Source organism: Candidatus Uabimicrobium helgolandensis, from assembly GCF_041508025.1.
Taxonomy (GTDB): domain Bacteria; phylum Planctomycetota; class Uabimicrobiia; order Uabimicrobiales; family Uabimicrobiaceae; genus Uabimicrobium; species Uabimicrobium helgolandensis.
This window is the reverse complement of sequence record NZ_CP165719.1, coordinates 4,947,090-4,966,086: the sequence shown is the minus strand read 5'-3', so window position 1 is coordinate 4,966,086 and position 18,997 is coordinate 4,947,090. Positions and strand designations below refer to the sequence as shown.

The following is an 18,997-nucleotide window of genomic DNA, read 5'->3' as shown; positions in this document are numbered from 1 at the left end:
ATTATGTCTCATTTAAAAAAACGATTGTGTTTAGTGCAAATGAACGATCTAACCGATTGTCCAGGAGCTATACATCACGCTATAGGTTCCCCATATTTTGATTCACTAGGTGCTCCTAAGTTTCCAGAACCTGTTGTTGTAGCCGCCAAAGCAGACATTGCAGATACTGCTTTACCGCGTTGTTCTATTCTTGCCGTTTCATGTAATACACGTCCTTATCAGTCATACGGACCTGTGATGCGTACGATATTTGAAAAAAGTGAACCGCATAAGTACCCCAGTGTTCGTCGTGGTATGGAAGGAGTTATGGAAGTATCTTCTGTTCGTGGAATTTCCCCAGGAGGTTTAAATTCACAAACCGACTCGATACTACTAGGGTGTATTTCTCCGATGACAGGCAAGACCAATAGCAAAATAGTAGACACTGTTTTAGGTATGTTTGCCGAAGAACTTGGTAAACTTCCACCAGGATCTACTTTGCGTATGCCTCTTATTGGGACAGGAAAAGCTCGTTCTCAAGCAGCAACAGACGATCTATTTAAGAACACTGTAGATGTCACTATTTCTCATTTTCTAGACATACTTATCCCAAAAAATAAGCACATACCTATTCGACGCTTGATACTAGTACATCCTTTTGAATACGAAGTGTCATTAATTGCAAGCACGTTTGCTGAGAAAAGCATATTTTTAACTATTTTGGATAAGCTTGGAATAGACGGGACTGACAAGAGACAAGTTTATGGTTTGGCATACGGAGGAAAACCACAAAACTGTATTGTTGATGCTCAAAATTTTGATAAAGCTCTTGATTGCTTTGACCAAGCGATTGACGCTTTGTTAAAAGGCGATTTAAAAAATGCAAAATGCTTGTCTTCCCAAGGGTCAATGATAGATCCATCATTGAAATTTATAGATATTTACATCTCATCCCTTGCAGCGCGCAAAAAAGGTTTGCTTGATGCTATAAAAATGGAAGCACTCTCATGTGCACAAGCAGGACGCTTGAAAGATGCGTATAGTATTGCTACAACGCTTAATCATCTCAATCCTGGCCGTAAGGAACACGAATTTATATCATCACTCAAGGATTGTTATATTTCTTATGCTGTTGCCGCAACAGAAGCAAGGTTACTGTATGAAAATTATATGGAAACTCAGGAAGCTTTAGAAGCAGTGTACCGCGGAGTTGATATCACAACGAGCAACACTGATTTAAACGCCACAGGTCGCATTCCAAGTAAACTTATGGATGATATAGCGCCACTAAAAAAAATAGAGCACAAAATTCCAGTGCGAATCGTAGATAACACCACACACATTGTCGTTCGTAAACTAATGGCAGATGAAATAGAACTTTCAGGCGCCAAGAGAGCCCTCGATAATTTATTTGAACTTCAAACACACGGTAAAGTAGTTCTTCCTGAGAAAGACGAAAAAGCTTGTCGTGAGATATACGAATTAATCGATTATATTGAACGCAATAAAGAACAAATAGACTCTCCTTCTTTACGACAAACTGTTTTGGAAAAGTTACTTAGACTTTTACCTAAACACGGGACTTTACATCTCGAAGCGGGGCGATATTATCTACACGGAGGAAAAAACAACTCAAAATCCATCACTCGTGCAGAAATTATAGAGGCTTGGTCATATTTTGAAAGAGGGTTTCATGAGCAACCGCGAGACTACGGTTTACTTTCTTACATGGGGCTTATTACTTTTATGCAAGGGGCAAAATTTTTAATCCACGCAGAAGAATTTTTTAATCTATTTGCAAAGTTATTAGATGATGAACTTACTAATGGTAGTTTTGCAATGCAGACCTTGAAATCTCCTAATGGTGACAAAATACAAATCAAGCACCACGATGAACGTTGCTTACTATCTTACGAATACCACGACAAATACCGCGAAAATGCACTTATTTTCGCGCGACTAGCAAAAGCATTGTATGATTCGGAAGGTACAGCTGCTGTAAGTTTGTACAAAGAGGCGATGAAAACATTGTCAGAAATTGGTCGTTATGATTTAGCACAATTGTATGATGATTTGCTAGGTGAAACATGGGTCGTTCTTCTTTGCCGCAACCGCCGTACTTTTGGTTCTCTAAATATTCCTCTTATAGGTGAAATTCCCTTAGACTTTCTTGCTGTGATCTACAAAAAAGTAAAATTCTTCTGGAGATTCAATCGTTTACGAACTCCTAAAGCTCATGCTGTTATAAAGAGTTGTATTACAAAAATGGGCGAATCTATACGTAAATCTAAATAAATTCATACATTCACAAAGATGTAGACCTCTTGTGATACTCGTATTAAAAATCTAAAGCAAATTGTGGACACCCATAAAGGGTGTCCCTACAATTTTTTACGAAACTATCTTTTCATCGATATCTAGTTTTCGCTGCTGCGCTATCATGCGTTTCATCTTCCATCCAGTGAAAATAATCAATATCACAAAAAGCCCAATCGACGAGAAAAAGAACACCGGGCTTTCTAAGAAAGTTTTCAACTTAGATTCAAAATATACAGCACCTACCGCTAAACCAAAACAGCCTATTATAGACCCTATAAAAATCCAAAAAATGGACACAAGCCTTGAAAAACCAAGTATACTAGCTAAAAAAGCTGCTCCAACCGCACCCGTTCCTGCTATTGGAAAACTAACAAATAATACGATACCTAAAATAGCAAAATCATACATCCACGTACTTGATTTAAGCAAATAATAAGAATCTTCTTGTACTCGCTCTAGTTTTTTACCTATAAAATATACTTTCTTCAACATATGAAAGTTGTATACAATGAGAAAAGCAACTGCTGTGTCCATATAAACAACCATTGTCGCTAATTCGTAGGGAGAAAACAAAAGCTCGAAATTTAAAGACTCTAGCGGAACAACAGGAGCAAAAATAATAAATTTTCCCATTGCAAAAAATGATAATACAGAAAGATAAGCAACTTGCACTGCATGATCTGGTGTGTAAAAATGACGAATAGCAACGAGTGCAAGCTTTGTTGCAATCAAAAGAGACAATAAGATAAAAATTTGCGTTACAATTTTTGGAACAGGTCTTACTGTTTCTGTAACAGAATTAGGCATTTTTGACTTTCTATATAAAATCGTTCACACTCATGGCCAATGCCATCGACTTATTCTACTTGAGAAATAAGTTCTTCCTTTGTTGTTTTGAATTGGATAATAGCGCTGAAAAGTATTCTACATGTTAACCCAGGGCGGAACATTGAAAAATAAACAAAGAGTTTAGTCACGAACAACCGCTTAAAATTGTATCTCCCAAATATCAAGAGTTGCTTCTAACATACTTTGAAAGGATTCTTGGCTCTCTCTTTGCAAAGTAATTTTAAGTATTTCACTCACAACAAGAGTGTTAAGAGAGAAACTTCCTGGACATTCTACCAAAATGCGCAAAAGTGTTTGTTGGTCTTTTGCTTTACCAGCCTTTTGAACAACTTTTCTAGCGATATTGATTTGGGCATCACCGTTTTCTTGTCTAATCATTTCAAATACTTTTTCTGGCGATTGCAGGTAAATTTTTTCAACATATCGCTCAAGAATTTGAATTTTTATATCGGAAACAGGAACTCCCTCTAAAATATCATCAATCAAAGTATAATACGGCGTTTGTAGAATAGCGAATGCTATTTTTTGTAGTGCTAAAAAACGATACGCATCCTGTTCTATTGAAAGACTTATATTAATAAATTTTTGCCACATTTCTTTAGATATAGATACTTCAGCAATAAAATTACTAATAAGATCTATTACATTTTTTTTGTCATTATCTTCTTTGATACTACCCCAAGATTCCGTAGCTTTCTCTAAAAAAAGTAATATTTGCTTTTCGTCATGTAAATATTTTGTTGTACGAACATGTGCAACGAAATAATCGCCATTTCCAATATCGTTATCCTCAACGATTTCAATAATTTTTTGCAATACACTATCTTTATTTTCTTCATCGATAATATCGATAAAGTAGAAGAGTAAATTTGTGCGAAGAGTACTGTTTGTAATTCCTTTAAACTCAAGCCATACATTTTCCCAATTAGCGTTTTTAGCGTATAGTTGAATAATTTGAGGTAAAATAGTAGTTTGATAAAATTTACCTAAACTTTGTCCTGTATCAATTGTTTTTTCAATAGTTCGATTTGCTTCTTGTGTCATTCCACACTCATAATACTTATCGACTAAAAGCAAATATATTTCACAGATCTGTTGCGATTTAGATACGCGATTTGCTAACTGCTCCGCCTCGGAGAAAAAGATCCTTTTAATACCGGTATTAGCATTTTCAACAAGTGATTTAGATAAAGAAATATATGCATTATTCTTACAATCTTCACGTTTCCACGATACGGGTATTCGCTTAAAATCTTGCCAAATATCACTTCTCACAGAAAAATCGGAAGCACTAAGGACAGTATCAGTTAGGTGTTGCAGCGCAGAGGCTTTCTCATATTCAGAGTCTAAATCACTTAATAAATCAACACAATACGCAAAACTTTCCGCAAAACTCTCCCAAGGAGCAATTGTGAGCATTTGTTTTCCAGCCATAGCCATGGTGCGAATTACATCAACACCTTTACCTACATAACGCGAATCTATTAACAGTTTTTCCCATAAATCTCTCGCATCTTCGTAGTTATCTAATAAAGATACTGTCTCGCTAAGCGCTTCGATATAACGTTGCTGAAAAGAAACCTTCGAAAAATTAAGTACAATAGACTGAGCTTGTTTCCATAACTCGGTAACATCTACTTGTTTCTTCATTTTAGGCAGTAACCGCAGGAAATCATAATTCGATAAATTATCATGGCCACGTTTATATAACATAGGAAGTATTTGAAAGAAAATTCCTCTTGCAGCAGAGTGCTCTTTCGCATCTATACATAAATCCATTATTTTTGTTAAAATATCAATTTCAGGAGATTCTTCATGAAGTTCAACATTTACAAGTATACTTTTTTCTAAAAGTGACTGAGCTAAATCACTGCAACTACTGTTAAATAAATAAACAATGTAAGTATATATATCTTTAATTTGCGACCTATTTTGCCAAATCTCATAATCAATAATTTTTAGAATATCATTACACCGGGTCTCTTCTCCCATTTCTCTAAAATGACTTGCTATTTTTGCTAAATGATAAATCCTATTGTCTAAGGCCATTCGTTCACAACATTCAAGAGCAAGATCTAAATATTTGATAGATTCTTGAAGCTGATTCCACCTGACAAAAGTGATAGATATATTGGTATATAAATCCGATTGAACGATAATATTTTCAAGCTCAGCTACCGATTTAAAAATGTAACTCCATAACAGTTTTGTTTTCTCGTAATAAGACACCGCACTCAATTTCTCAATACACTTTTGAATAAAAGTTATTTTGTCACTTTCATTTAGATGTGGCATCCAAGAAAACACTTCGTGCCAAATATTTTTAGAAGTGTCTATTTTTTGCGGATTTAGAAGTTCATCGACAATTTCTAAAAGAAAAACATCAGAGTAATTCTCTGATTGGACATCATTTGTTACTGTCGTAACAACAAAGTTAATGTTGTCTGCCTTTTTTAAAGTTTCGAGATATATGTGATAACGTTCGTAAGGATCAGCTATATCTTCAGTGAATTTCAATGCTTCAGCAAAGTCTCCACGCTTAATTTTATATAAAGCAAGTTTTGTTAGAGGTTTTGCTCGGTATTTTGGCAGAGATAATCGCGATATAATTGTTTGCGCGTTCTTACCATAACCATTTTCAGCCATCTTACAAGCTAAGTAGGATAGTGCTTTATTTTTATCCTCGTCATGTCCTACATCCTTCAACAAATCGCAAATTGTGAGATACTTTTTCCAAATAGAGTCACTCGCGAGTATTTGTAAATGGAATAACCCATCAGCACAATTAGCTAATATAGAAAGGCGTTTTTTGTCATCTTTGAGAGATTTTGTTTGTTCTAAAATAACTTCCCAGTACTGACGAGCAGAATTATCCATAACGCTTTTAAGATGAGTTGACAAGTGAAGAAAAGTATTTGTGCGAATATCCAGTTTTAAAAGTTGCAGTTGCGCAAGTAAAGACAGTACATGATCCCACTTTTGTATTTGTGCAAAATAAATAATAACCTCACTTATTAATTTTTCATGAGAGTCGTTGCTAATTTCTTTTTGCGAAGCCGAGAACAATCTTTTCCAGTAGATACGCATGCTATCAAAATCGCCAATACTACAGATCATAGGTAAAACCTGTAGATAAGAATCGTATTGTTGATCTTGTGATTGTTGACTTATTATGATAAATGCTTGCTCTAACTGATATTTTGCACTTTCCAAATCGTCCATATGATTTAAGATTTGAGCGTATTTAGCTAACAATACAATATCTTGATCAATGGTATTCACAAATTTTTCAATATATGGTTGTAATATACGCGGACTATCCTCAATAGAAAGAGTTTTAGCAATAATAATACAGCATTCTGTTTGTATTAGAGTATCACTAATAGAATCAAGTAAGGTAGTCACAAGTTGCCAAATTTCCGGCGATTCCTTTAATGAATTTATTTCATAAAGCACAGGAACTACTTCTGCAATTACTTCGTATTTTTCATCAGCAGAATGCAGTTGTACACTAGTTTGAATTACTTTACTAATAAAAATTTGCAATTGATTTTCACTAAAATCCACTTGAGATTGAATATCAAAAAGATGAGAAACAGCATTTGATTCTACTAAACCATGTTTTGCAATAATCGTGTGAATTGGTAGTATGTTTGTTTTGGATATTTTTTGCAACACGTAGATAACAAAGGGCTCTAAACCTGCTGATACATAACTGATACTACTATCCTTGATTCCTTCTAGAGCTTCAAATACGAAGTCTACTTCGTAATAATCATCATTTTCTATAGCAAAAAGAAGAATAGTTAAAAGCGCAGAAAATGCTTCAGTCGCATCACTCATACTTCTTGCCATTTCAACAGCCGAAGTATAATCGCCATCTTCGGCATAACGGAATGTATGTGTAACGCCTTTTAGGGAATGGTGAACAACATATGAGTATTCAGAACTTAATTTAAACAATTGTTGCCAATCATTATTGTTGTAACATAAATCTAAAGCTAGTTGTAAATCACGTAAAACTAAACGATACGACTTAAACCGTTTTAATTTTTCTTGCCTGAACTCGTTATTTAAAGCCAGTGAAAATAGAGCATCGCTGTTATTTGATTCTTTATAGTGATAAGCGATGTTTAACAAACTATCTTTAGTTGCGGATAATAAATTTTGGTCCAGTAACTGCTTGTAGTAATTTGTTATCATTCCGTGGTATTTGGATTTGTCGTAGTTACTAAGTAACTTTAAAATACAGTTGCGGTAGACTTCATGAGAAATAGTGTATTTATAATTTTTGTGGTTCAGAAAAACATTAACGCTATACTTGACTCGCTTTATCTCATCTTTATTAGATGAAAAAATTTGAGCCACCATTTTATCTGTTATATAGCTCTGAGATATGGAAGCAAGAACAAGAATTTTTTGGGCTAAGAAGTTGTGCTTGCTAGGTAAATTTTCCCAAGTAAGACGAAAGAGTTCACTAATATCTTGTGGTAAATCACTACTGATTTGTAAATAATTTTTATAATACGCTTCTAAACAAAATTTGACATATAGGATATTATTACTGCTTTTCTGGTATAGTAAATCTCGCTGATGAACATCGCGAAAAGTAGGAAAATAAGTATCTATATATCTATAAAACTCTTTAGCTGTCAATAGGAATGAAACTTTACGGTCTAACGAGTATATAGGAGTTTTACTGGTATTTATAAAACGTAAAAAGTGAGCTTTAGTGTCTTTTTTGATGAAAAATAAACAGAAAATGTTTGGCGGTAAAACCGAAGGCGCAATAGCATATTTGACATACTCGTTTACGGAAAATAATCCATCGCAAACAATTAGTAGCTTTTTGTTGTAAGGAGATAACTCTTCTTTATTAGCTCTCTCCATAAGTTCGAATAAATGCACAAGCATTGCTTCACTATCGTGAGGCAACTTACTCACGCGTTCTTCTGTTTTTTCTATTGTTAAAGTAAATACTTTTTTGAGAATTTGTCCGTATATTTCTTTTAAAAAATCAATATACGAATAAAAATTTTCATGTTCACAAAAGAAGTACACAACAATTGTTTTTGTAGAAAGAAGAAATTCATCACGAAGTTTTTGCTCATGGCATTGTAAAAAATTCGCCATTGCCGTTTTTCCCATACCACTTTCTGAACTTATATATAGATAGTGGCTTTCTTTACTCGCAATAAAATCGAAGATTTCGCAATAAATAGTTTTCCATTTTTCCGAAAATTCTCTTTCACTAGCCTGACTTTTTTCCTGTTCTGCATGTGGCAAAGTATTATTTTTAAGCCATCTAATATCTTTTTGAAAAAGAAACAATGCATTTGAGGAACACTCTTTATAGTCAACAATACGCGAATGACGATAGCTAAAATAAGTAAGAGAATGTTGAGCTACAGTTTCAAAAAATAGTAAATCTGAGAAGCTTTTTTTTGTTTCGACTTGTTGTACTAAGGGCGCAATATATGGAAATAACGAAATATTTTGTTTTTGTTTGTACGATAAAAAAGGTCGTCCTTTATAATCAAGCCACTTTTCGTCTGAAATCCCACGAATACCTATTGGTTTACTTTTTGTTCCGCAGCATAAAAAACCTCTTGTTTTACGTTCGTCTTTACTGACAAGAACATATACTCCATATTTTTCCAAGAACTTACAATAAAAATGTACCTGTTCTAATAGATTACTATAACTCTGTAAAATTTCTTTAGATGGAAGGCTTAATTGATATTTACCTACAAATAATTCATGATCAAGTTCTACAAATAAATTCATCACCTCAAGCCAACTATGTTTTGGTTTGTTATCAGTAGTAAGCGTTGAGGAAATTTCAAAAGTAGGTGTTTGTAAGTCTTTTATTTCCTGGACTGAATACCCATTGGGGTTTGCAATAACATGATTTGTGAATTTTGTTAACATTTTTTGCCATGCGTGCGCTGAATTATATTCTATTACATCTAAAATATGTCGATTAATCTCATGATCATTTAACTCTTCTCGATTTTGTAGATAATCGCATAAAGCAATTGTACCAACAACTTTTAACAGTACATCACTACTTCGTAACAACAACCACAAGTAATCATCCCTGGATTTTAGTTCTGCAACGGCAAGAACCTGATACTCATAACCAATAGGAAATGGAAAAGATGATATAATACGTTGTTTTTTTCTGTTGTCCATGTCGATTCCAAGAATGCAAAGTAATAAACCTCCACATTTTGAGGTAAAATATTACTTCTATTTTCTAAAAAGCCCAAAAGCGCTTTTATCTATATTTTATAAGCTATCCATCATTATACTAGAGGAATGTTTCAAAGAAAATGTAATTTTTTTTTTTTATTATTATTGACATCTATTTTGATGTTTGGTATATATACTTTCCTGAATTGCGCGGGTGTAGCTCAGCGGCTAGAGCACAAGCTTGCCATGCTTGGGGTCGTGGGTTCGAATCCCATCACCCGCTTTACAATTCTACACATCCCTTTATTAAAATCCAAAGATCTCATCTAGGACGTGTCGACATTTAAACTTCGTTTATTATGTAGTTTTGTAGGATATAGTGTCGTTGAACCTTCTTTTACTAAAAAAACTATATTTCACAATGATTTACACACAAAATAAACTTATAAATATCAACATCCCCTGATATATTTGAAATAATATCAAATTGTAATCAAAAAAAACACTATTAACCCTCCATTTTAAATCATCAAGGTAAAAAGTATGGAAATTACAATTACAGATATAGGCCCTTCTCACAAATCTATTAAACTTTCAAAATCAATTGATAATGTGAAAAAGGACTATAATTCTAAAATAGCAGAAATCCGAAAAGAAGCTGTCATTCCTGGTTTTCGTCCAGGAAAAACTCCACAAAGAATTATTGAAAAACGCTTTGCAAATTCTATTTTAGACGAATTAAAAAGAAATTATCTTCTAGAAGGATTTGAAAGCTTAACAAAAGAACACAACATTCGCCCTCTTGAAGAGCCGAAAATCGATCCTGACAAAATAACTTTAGAAAAAGATAAAGAGTTTGTATTTGAAGTAGAAATGGAAACCCATCCTCAAATCGAACTTAAAGAAGAAGACTACAAAGGCTTAACAGCGGAGAGAGAAGAAGTTGAAATTAGCGACGAAGAACTCAATAAAGTTCTCGACCAAATCCGCGAACGAAAATCAGAGTGGGCACCTCTCGAAAAAGGTAAGTCAGAAGAAAAAGACTTTCTTATTTGTGATGTTGAATTGCTGTGCGATGAAGAATCTATTTATAAAAAAGAAGGTGTCAACGTTTCTGTTGAACATCCTTTTGTTGCAGGAATCAAATTAGCAGATGAAGACTTAACAGGGCATAGCATTGACGACACCGTGAACAAAGATATCACAATACCTGACGATTTTGAACAAGAAGATCATCGCGGTAAAAAATCAAAGCTCACTATAAAAATAGTTGAAATCAAGCGTATGCAACTTCCTGAGTTAAACGACGAATTTGCAAAAGAAATGGACACAGAAAGTGTCGACGACCTAAAAGAAAAAATTACCAATGAAATCAAAGGTAATAAAGAACAACAACTCAACTCAAAAATAGAACATGATCTCATACACCAACTTGGTGAAAGCACTAAAATTGAGATACCAGAAGCTTTTTTACAAAAGCAAGTAGATGCCGCGATTGAAGAAGAAAAAAGAAAGCTAAGCCGCGAAGAGGATAAGAGCGAAGAGAACAAGAGCGATGAAGACGCTGCACAAGAGATTGACGAAGAAAAGATACGTCATGATGCCATTCATCAGTTACGCGAAATTTTTCTAATCAACCACATTGCTGAGCAACAAAAAATTGAAGTTTCACGCAGAGAAGTGGATGACTACATAAATCAAATGGCTCAATACCAAGGCGGAGGACAATGGCCTCATGAGCTACGTAAAATGTTCGAACAACAAGGAATGTTGGATGAAATTTACGGACAGCTCAAGAATCAAAAAGTCCTTGCGTTTTTGCGCGAAAATGCTAAAGTAGAAGTAAAAGAAGCAAAAAAAGATAGCAAAAAAGAAGATAGCAAAAACAAAAAAAGCAGTGATGAAAAAAGTAAGAAAAAAGACACTGCTAAAAAGAAAAATAAAAAATAAGGATTCTTACGCATGACACGGAATTATTTAGTACCAACTGTTATCGAACAAACAGGTCGCGGTGAACGCCCTTATGATATATTTTCTAGATTGTTGAAAGACCGCATTATTTTTATCGGTTCTGGAATAGATGAAAATGTAGCCAATCTTGTTATTGCACAAATGCTCTTTCTACAAATGGAAAATAAGAAACAAGATATTAGCTTGTACATCAATTCTCCTGGAGGATCTGTTACTGCAGGATTAGCTATCTACGACACAATGCAATTTGTACAATGTGACGTAGCTACTTATTGTATTGGTCAAGCAGCAAGTATGGGTGCTATTTTACTTGCTGGAGGAACAAAAGGAAAGCGCCATGCACTTCCCAACGCGCGTATTATGTTACATCAACCTTGGGGTGGTGCAAGAGGAACAGCAAAAGATATTTTGATTAATGCTGAAGAAATACTGCGTTTAAAAGATACATTATATCGCATTGTAGCTACTCATAGCGGCAAAAACATCGATGCCATTGCTAAAGACTCTGATCGTGACTTTTATATGTCCGCACAACAAGCAAAAGACTACGGTCTTGTTGATGAAGTTGTTGGAACTTTAAAAGAAAACGAAGACGATAACTCTTAGAAATTTTCACTATTTTTAGAGTAAAAAGCGCTCTAACTTTACCATAAAAGGTAAAGTTAGAGTGTAACCAAGCTTTACACAAGGCGCAGATTTACTTCATATCTTACTCTAATCAAACTTACATTCCCAATAAACCACGAGTAAGATTTTCCATCAATCATACAAATCACAAAATTTTTATCTACAACATACGGTATATGTCTGGTTTGGAGATCCTATGAGAAAATTTAAACTGTTACTTTTACTTTCGAGCATTTTGTTCATTACTCCGATGTTAGATGATACCTTATACTCTCATATGAGTAAAGGTTATATGAGCTGGGAATCATCACAAAAACTAGGCTATGAACAAATATCTTTTTTGGAACCCAAACAAGCAAATCTTTTTTGGTTGTACGATGTTATTGTTTACCAAGGCTATCAACTCTGGGGAGAATGGGGATGGGTGGTTGTTGCCACTTTAATGTGGACAAGTGCTTTTATACTGTCTTTTGGTTTTCACATCCCCTTGTTTATTCTTCTCTCTACAGCAATCTATCCTGTTTTAACTTGCAGTGAACATAACCTTCTCTTTATTTTTATAGCACTTACGGTACGATTTTTTCGCAAAAATCAATTGTGGTATTTAATACCACTGCAAATGATTTGGGTGAACAGCCATCCCAGCTTTGTTTTTATACCATTTTTGGCGTTTATTCTATTATGGTCACAACATAAATTTCGCCAAGCAATCTATTTATCTCTGGTGCTTTTAGTTTGTTGTTTTATTTCCCCGTACTCTTTATCAGTGTGGGTTCCTGCGATTAAAGCAAATTGGTCACTAACAAATATTTCGTTGTTTCATTGGCCTGTATGGTGGATTGCTTTTGCCACAGCATTTATTTATCATATAAAAGACCATAAAAAAATACTTCAGGCATTTTTATTATTAGCGATTAGTTTTATTTATCCCGTATGGACAATTGCTGCGATCTTTATATATGGCATACTTCTTGAAAAACGCACAGTCTTGTTTCCAAAACAACAAATCATACTTTGTACATTGTTCTTGAGTGTATTTGTTTGGCATACAGTAAACTTTAAGCAAAGCACAAGTGCAGAACGCTTTAAAATATCAATAAAGAAAGACTCGTTATCTCGAATGTACAACGATTCTTCATGTGGAGGTCGCCTTAGTTTTTTTTCTAGACAACAAGTATTTATTGATAAACAACAAACATATGCCAATTCTATAAACAATATTGAGAAAATTATTCGTCATAACCCTTCCTCTTTCAAAGAAATAGCAAATCGCTACAAGTTCACATCAGCAACTATTGACCACCGCTTAGCTTATTCCACTGATTTATGCCGTACCCTCGTTGAAAGCTCACACTGGTCTTTAGTTTATTGTAATGAAGCGATAGCTGTTTTCTTAAAAAATATACCTCAAAACGTCGATACCATCCTAAAGCATAAAGTTGAAGATGAAGAGAATATAAAGTGCGACACCCAAGAGCTAGAAAGCCTTTATCAAATTGCTCAGTTTTATTTTCGAATCAATTATGCTATCGCTGGGCGCAAAATTACTCAAAAAATACCTAAAGAATCAATAGAATACAAATTACTCCAAGCTTACATTGCCAACGATGATGGAGAGCTCGAACAAGCAGCAACTATCTGCTCAAAATATATAGAAAATCGTAGTCACAACCTACAAGAATTACAATTTTTAATTGCCACATACTTGCGTACCAATGACCAAAATAATTTTAAAAAAGTACGCCAGTGGTTAAAGTACGCTTTTACTAAATACCCAAACAATATAGAAATACGCTTTTACCAAGCGCAATTATTTTATCTCGAAGAAGACTATGTTACAGCGCTTTCTACATTACAAAAAATTACTTCACAGTATCCTCATTTTCGCAAAGCACAGCAGTATTATGATAGTATAAAACAAAATCAAATACGAGTAGGCGCTCAGGAAAAATACATAAAGCAGGCAAAACTACTTGTCCAAAAAGGTAAATTTCGTCTTGCCCTCAAGCGATTAGAACAATCATTAGCTTTAGATAAAAATTCGGTTGAAGCTCTTCTAGAAACAGGTAAAATTTATCACAAATTAAAGAAATATAGCGAAGCGCAAGATTACTATGAAAGAGTTTTGCGTTTAATTCCAAAAAACAAAGAAGGTCTTAGTTATTTAGCGATTACTCTCACTGCTATAGGAAAGTGGGAAGAAGCGAAGAAAGTAATCGATCCCATTGCTGGTGAAGAAGTAGGTTACATCCAAGCAGCAGTTTCCATCGTAAACGATCGCGTGATCAGAGAATTGTACAAACAACTTCGCGAAAAATATTCTATCGCTGTTGTTGTACGTTTATGCAAGATTCTCGCAAAAGAAAAAAGATTTGCCGAAGCAATTAAAAATTTTGAAAAACTATCACAGCCAGATAAAAAATTTCTAGGTTCTTTGTATTATGAAGAAGGAAAAGAATTACTTAACAACAAAAAAGTAGAGGAAGGTGCAAAAGCTCTCGAAAAAGCTATTGAAAATGATCCGCAACACCTTGAAGCAAACTTGCTTATTGGCACTATTTTTTTAAAAAGAAAAAAATGGGAAAAAGCACATCAACACTATAAACAAGTACAAAAAATTGACCCTAGTGATCCACGCTCCAGAGAAGGTTTTGCTTTGGTTGAACTGGGAAAAGGTTACGAATACCAAGCGCAGAAAAAATTCCAATTAACAGTAAAACATTTTAAAAATTTTGTCACAATGTCCTCTGATCTAGAAGAAAAAAAACGCATACAAGCGCGTGTGAAAGATCTACAAAAATCTATAGAGAACTTTAAACTCATACGTCTTAAGATACTATATGAAAAAGCAGAAAATGCAATAAGGCGCAAAGATTTAAATCGTGCAGAGAAACTATACAAAGCAATCATTTCTACTGTTGCTAATGCGCCGGAGAGTTATTATTGGCTTGCGGTTATTTCCAAAGAACGCCAAGATTACCAACAAGCAATTTCCTACGTAAAAAAAGCAATAGAGTATCGCTTTGAATATCATCAAGCTCATGAATTACTCTCTGGTTTATACCACAAAACCGGAAAAACCGATCTATCTCTGAAACATCTTCAAATCTACAAAGAACAAACAACAAAGGAGTGAAGTGTGAATAGCGAACTGCAAAATACTTGGAAAACAATTGTAAACAGTGCCGCAATGGAAAACGCTGACCTTACATATAAAACCGATAAAGTGACAAATACCAGTCTTGATGATCTCCCAACAGTCACTATCCAGTGCAAGGGTGAAGATGTTTCCTCTTCTTTAAAAGAAGATACAATCAGCATTGGTAATATTTCTTTTAGCGAAATAGATGACATGGCAGCAACAGAACCAATGGCAGTAGGCGGAGATCGTTCTGATAGCCTTTGGGATGAAACAGTGGTTGCTGGTTCTGAAAGTTTTCGCGATGAAACAGTATGTACTTTTGCTGATAAAACAGAAGAAATTCCAAAAATAAGTGATCTCACCGAAGTAGATGAAACCATGGCAACAGTAGTCGATGACAAAATTTCAAATATTACCATGGTAGAAACGCCAGATATTGTCGATTCATTTGAAGCTCCACAACCAATTGACTACATAGCCGATGAGACCATTTCTTTGTCAGCACAAAATCTTAGCGAAAACACTTCTTCGGCACTACAAATTTATCAAGAAATCGCACGCGGCGGAATGGGAATTATTCTCAAAGGTAAGCAAAACAGCCTTCGACGAGAAATAGCAATTAAGCGTTTACATGATGAAGACGACGAAGTGAGTAAAAAAAAGTTTGTGATGGAAGCGCGTGTAACAGCCTTCCTCGATCATCCAAATATTATTCCTATTCACGAGCTAGGAATAGATGTTGAAGGAAATCCACTGCTCACGATGAAACTTGTTCGTGGGAAAAGTTGGAAACAATTATTTAACGACGAAAAAGCTCAACAAGGATGTCCTGATTACGTCCAAAAACATCTTGAAATTTTACTGCGCGTAAGTGACGCTTTAGCCTATGCCCACAGCAAAAGAATAGTACACAATGATTTGAAGCCAGCGAACATCATGGTCGGAGAGTTTGGAGAAGTGTTTTTAATGGATTGGGGAATAGCAGTAAGCCTTGACAAAAGCGAAAATGCACCCACTTTATATAAAACATCCGTCGATATGCCAATGGGAACTCCAAATTACATGGCTCCTGAACTTGCAAACGGTCACGGGGAAAAAATTGGCCCGTGGACTGATATTTATTTACTGGGAGGAATTCTCTACTATATTCTAATGGGTAAAGCACCACATCACAGTGGTAATATTTGGGAAAGTATTCGTTTGTCTTCCGAAGGGCATATGCCCAAAATTTCAAATAAAATCCCACAAGAACTGCGCGATATTTGCTACAAAACTTTGCAAAAAGATCCCGAGGATCGCTATCGCAGCGTAGAAGAACTGCAAGACGCTATCCATAAATTCTTGCAGCACTGGGAAAGTATCAATATAGCAAAAGAAGCGCAAGAATTTTTAGAATTTGGTCGCAATGTACTAAAAGATCTGAGCAAATACAGTATTGAAGAAGTGCGCAAAAAAATTCCCAATCCATATTGTCCAATTTCAAGAGCACTATTTGGCTTCAACGAAGCTCTGCGTATCTGGCCTAAAAACCCTGCTGCGATTACAGGGCAACGCGAAGGTTTTGTTCTCTACTGTGAAATAGCGATTTTTCACAAAGATTTCAACTTAGCAGAACGCGTTATGAGCGACATGAACAATCGCGAGGACGCAGAGCGCCTAAAAGTGAAACTACAAGAAGTAAGAGCTAGTGATACTAACAATAGTAATAATGTTGCCAAGAAGAATAATACTCATATCGCAATTGCTATCGCAATCGCAACAATAAGTTTTGTTCTAGGTAAATTATTGTAATATTTTCGCCAGAAAGCCGATGTTTCACAACAAAAAGCTTTGTGCCGATAAATAGATATGCTAAAATAAAAGTGTGTAATCTTATAAATTGTTTAAAGGTGGGATTATTTTTATGTGATGCACCTCACCTTGCTAAGAAGATCGTCTTTATGCGATGCCCTCACCTCGCTTGCTTCGCAAGCTTTCCTCTTCCACAGGAGAGGAATCATGCGTCTACTTTGTAAAAAACAAAATGTTTTTGGTTTGCGAAGCAAGTAGAAGAGCAAACTGTCCTTGAGAGACAGAGAACATCACTAGCCAAGGGTGCTACACAAAGATAATCCCCCTTTACAAATCACAAGATTGGCACCTAAATGATATACAGCTGAAATTTCAGCGTGATCGCAGAGATCACTTAATAAAATTTAGTCAGGAATTCAAATTATGAATAAATTATTTATGATTGTTGCTATTTTCCTGCTCATAGTTTCATCATGGGGAGCGGCAGAGGAATGGCAAGAAGTAAACATATCAGTAAGCCCACCAGCACGCGCAGCACATAGTTCAGTAGCTTTTGGTGGTAAAGTATATATTTTTGGTGGCGAAGACGCCACATCTGATGATATATTTTTCGATGATTTGTGGGAGTTTTCTAACGATGATTGGGAAGAAGTAGAAGACGAAAACCCACCGTCGCCACGCAAAGGTCATAGTGCAACGGTTGTTGGTAACGAGATGTTTGTATTTGGTGGACGCGATGCTGATGACCAATTACTCAGCGATTTGCACCGCTTTGATTTTACCACCAACACTTGGCAAGAAATCACCACATCGCTAACTCCACCAGGACGATTTTTTCACCGTACCACAGTTGTCGATGGTAAGATATATCTTTTTGGTGGTGTTGAAGCCGATGGCAATTTAGATCCGCGCATTTGGGAATTTGATCCGCAAACTAGTACCTGGACACCAAAAGCAGCAAACCCTGGCGGCGGACGGGTTGCTCATACTGTTGCTACCTCGGGAAAATCCGTTTTGGTATTTTTTGGTAGCGACGCTGCCGCCAACCCTCTTGATACTATCCTTCAATACGATATCGAGCAAGATCGTTGGTTTTTAGCCACGACAATTGACACACCGCCAGCGCGTTTTCTACACGCGATGGCGCAAAATGGCCCATCTATTTTCATGTTTGGTGGACTTACCGAAGGTGATGTGACTGTTGACGAGACCTGGGAATTTGATCTTATTACTTTTTCATGGAAGCAGCGCGAAAATTCACCTGTGGCATTTTATAACGGCACAGCTAGTTTTCCAAATATTCCCACACGCGAAGAAAATATCAATGCTTTTATTTTTGGTGGATTAAACGCTGAGTTATTACCACTAAATAAAACATTTCGTTATGCTTCTGAAGGAATTATAAACGACCAAGCTGTCCTTGCACAAATCGGAACTCTTGGATCAGATCGTTGTGCTCTTTTCATGATAGAGTACAGCGAAGAACAAGAAAATATTGAAGTTTCTCTTGAATGGAATGACCCGCAAGTGCAACTACAAGTGCTTGGCACAGGAATATGTTCAAAACGCTGTGGCAATGAATTTGAAAAGCGCCTAAAACGTTTCCAAAGAATTATGCACACACACCCAAAAGTTGCGCGCTTTGCATGGAAGCATATCCAAAGAAATCAATTGCGTGGTTTGTGCGAAGCCAAAGGAAAAATAGTCAAAGACGGAAATCGCCAAACTCTGACTGTTTCTTTTGCCAAAGCGAAAACTCTTATTTTTGCGGTAAAGCACGGCAAAAAACGCCTTGTACACAGCAACCTAATCGAGCAGTTTTGTGGTGGTGGTAATAAACCACAGCAAACCACTGTACGTAATGTTCAAGTACGTGTCGAAGGACAAAGTACTCCTCAACAAGTCGTGTATTTGTTTCCAATAGGTCCACCAAACAAAAAAGAAGATTTAGCACAACACAGTGTAACTCTACCACAAAATCCAGTACGCTGGCATTCGAAAATCCCATTTTTTGCTAAGGGTGACGAACAAACCTCTGTAGAAGAAAATACTTTTGTGTGGAGTTTTACCGACCAAAGTTTTGCTATTCCATTTTTCGGTTTTGTGAAGTTCGAATTACCATAA

8 protein-coding genes and 1 tRNA gene are annotated in these 18,997 nt (G+C 35.6%); 7 read left to right on the top strand and 2 right to left on the bottom strand.

Annotated elements, in window-relative coordinates:
• Positions 1-3: 3 nt before the first annotated feature.
• A complete protein-coding gene (locus UABHE_RS18120) occupies positions 4-2,274 on the top strand; it encodes a hypothetical protein (RefSeq protein WP_372364645.1) in 2,271 nt (756 codons plus the stop codon).
• A gap of 96 nt (positions 2,275-2,370) precedes the next feature.
• Here UABHE_RS18120 and UABHE_RS18115 read toward each other — a convergent pair whose 3' ends face one another.
• A complete protein-coding gene (locus UABHE_RS18115) occupies positions 2,371-3,105 on the bottom strand; it encodes a small multi-drug export protein (protein ID WP_372364643.1) in 735 nt (244 codons plus the stop codon).
• 180 nt (positions 3,106-3,285) lie between these two features.
• Entirely contained in the window at positions 3,286-9,342 is a 6,057-nt protein-coding gene (locus UABHE_RS18110; protein WP_372364642.1) for a hypothetical protein, read from the bottom strand.
• Positions 9,343-9,552: 210 nt separating this feature from the next.
• Between UABHE_RS18110 and UABHE_RS18105 the strand changes: the two genes are divergently transcribed.
• The 6 genes from UABHE_RS18105 to UABHE_RS18080 all read left to right on the top strand — a co-directional run bounded on the left by UABHE_RS18105 (position 9,553) and on the right by UABHE_RS18080 (position 18,997).
• Positions 9,553-9,625, top strand: a tRNA-Gly gene (locus UABHE_RS18105).
• A 260-nt stretch (positions 9,626-9,885) separates the two neighbouring features.
• Positions 9,886-11,292, top strand: coding sequence for a trigger factor (gene tig / locus UABHE_RS18100; protein ID WP_372364640.1), 1,407 nt, complete (start codon positions 9,886-9,888; stop codon positions 11,290-11,292).
• A 12-nt stretch (positions 11,293-11,304) separates the two neighbouring features.
• Positions 11,305-11,919: an ATP-dependent Clp protease proteolytic subunit gene (locus UABHE_RS18095; protein WP_372364639.1), complete on the top strand. Its 615-nt coding sequence runs from the start codon at positions 11,305-11,307 to the stop codon at positions 11,917-11,919.
• A gap of 217 nt (positions 11,920-12,136) precedes the next feature.
• Positions 12,137-15,076: a tetratricopeptide repeat protein gene (locus tag UABHE_RS18090; protein WP_372364638.1), complete on the top strand. Its 2,940-nt coding sequence runs from the start codon at positions 12,137-12,139 to the stop codon at positions 15,074-15,076.
• Between the two features lie 3 nt (positions 15,077-15,079).
• Positions 15,080-16,873, top strand: a complete 1,794-nt coding sequence (locus UABHE_RS18085; protein ID WP_372364637.1) for a serine/threonine-protein kinase — start codon at positions 15,080-15,082, stop codon at positions 16,871-16,873.
• A gap of 423 nt (positions 16,874-17,296) precedes the next feature.
• Entirely contained in the window at positions 17,297-18,997 is a 1,701-nt protein-coding gene (locus UABHE_RS18080) for a Kelch repeat-containing protein (protein WP_372364636.1), read from the top strand.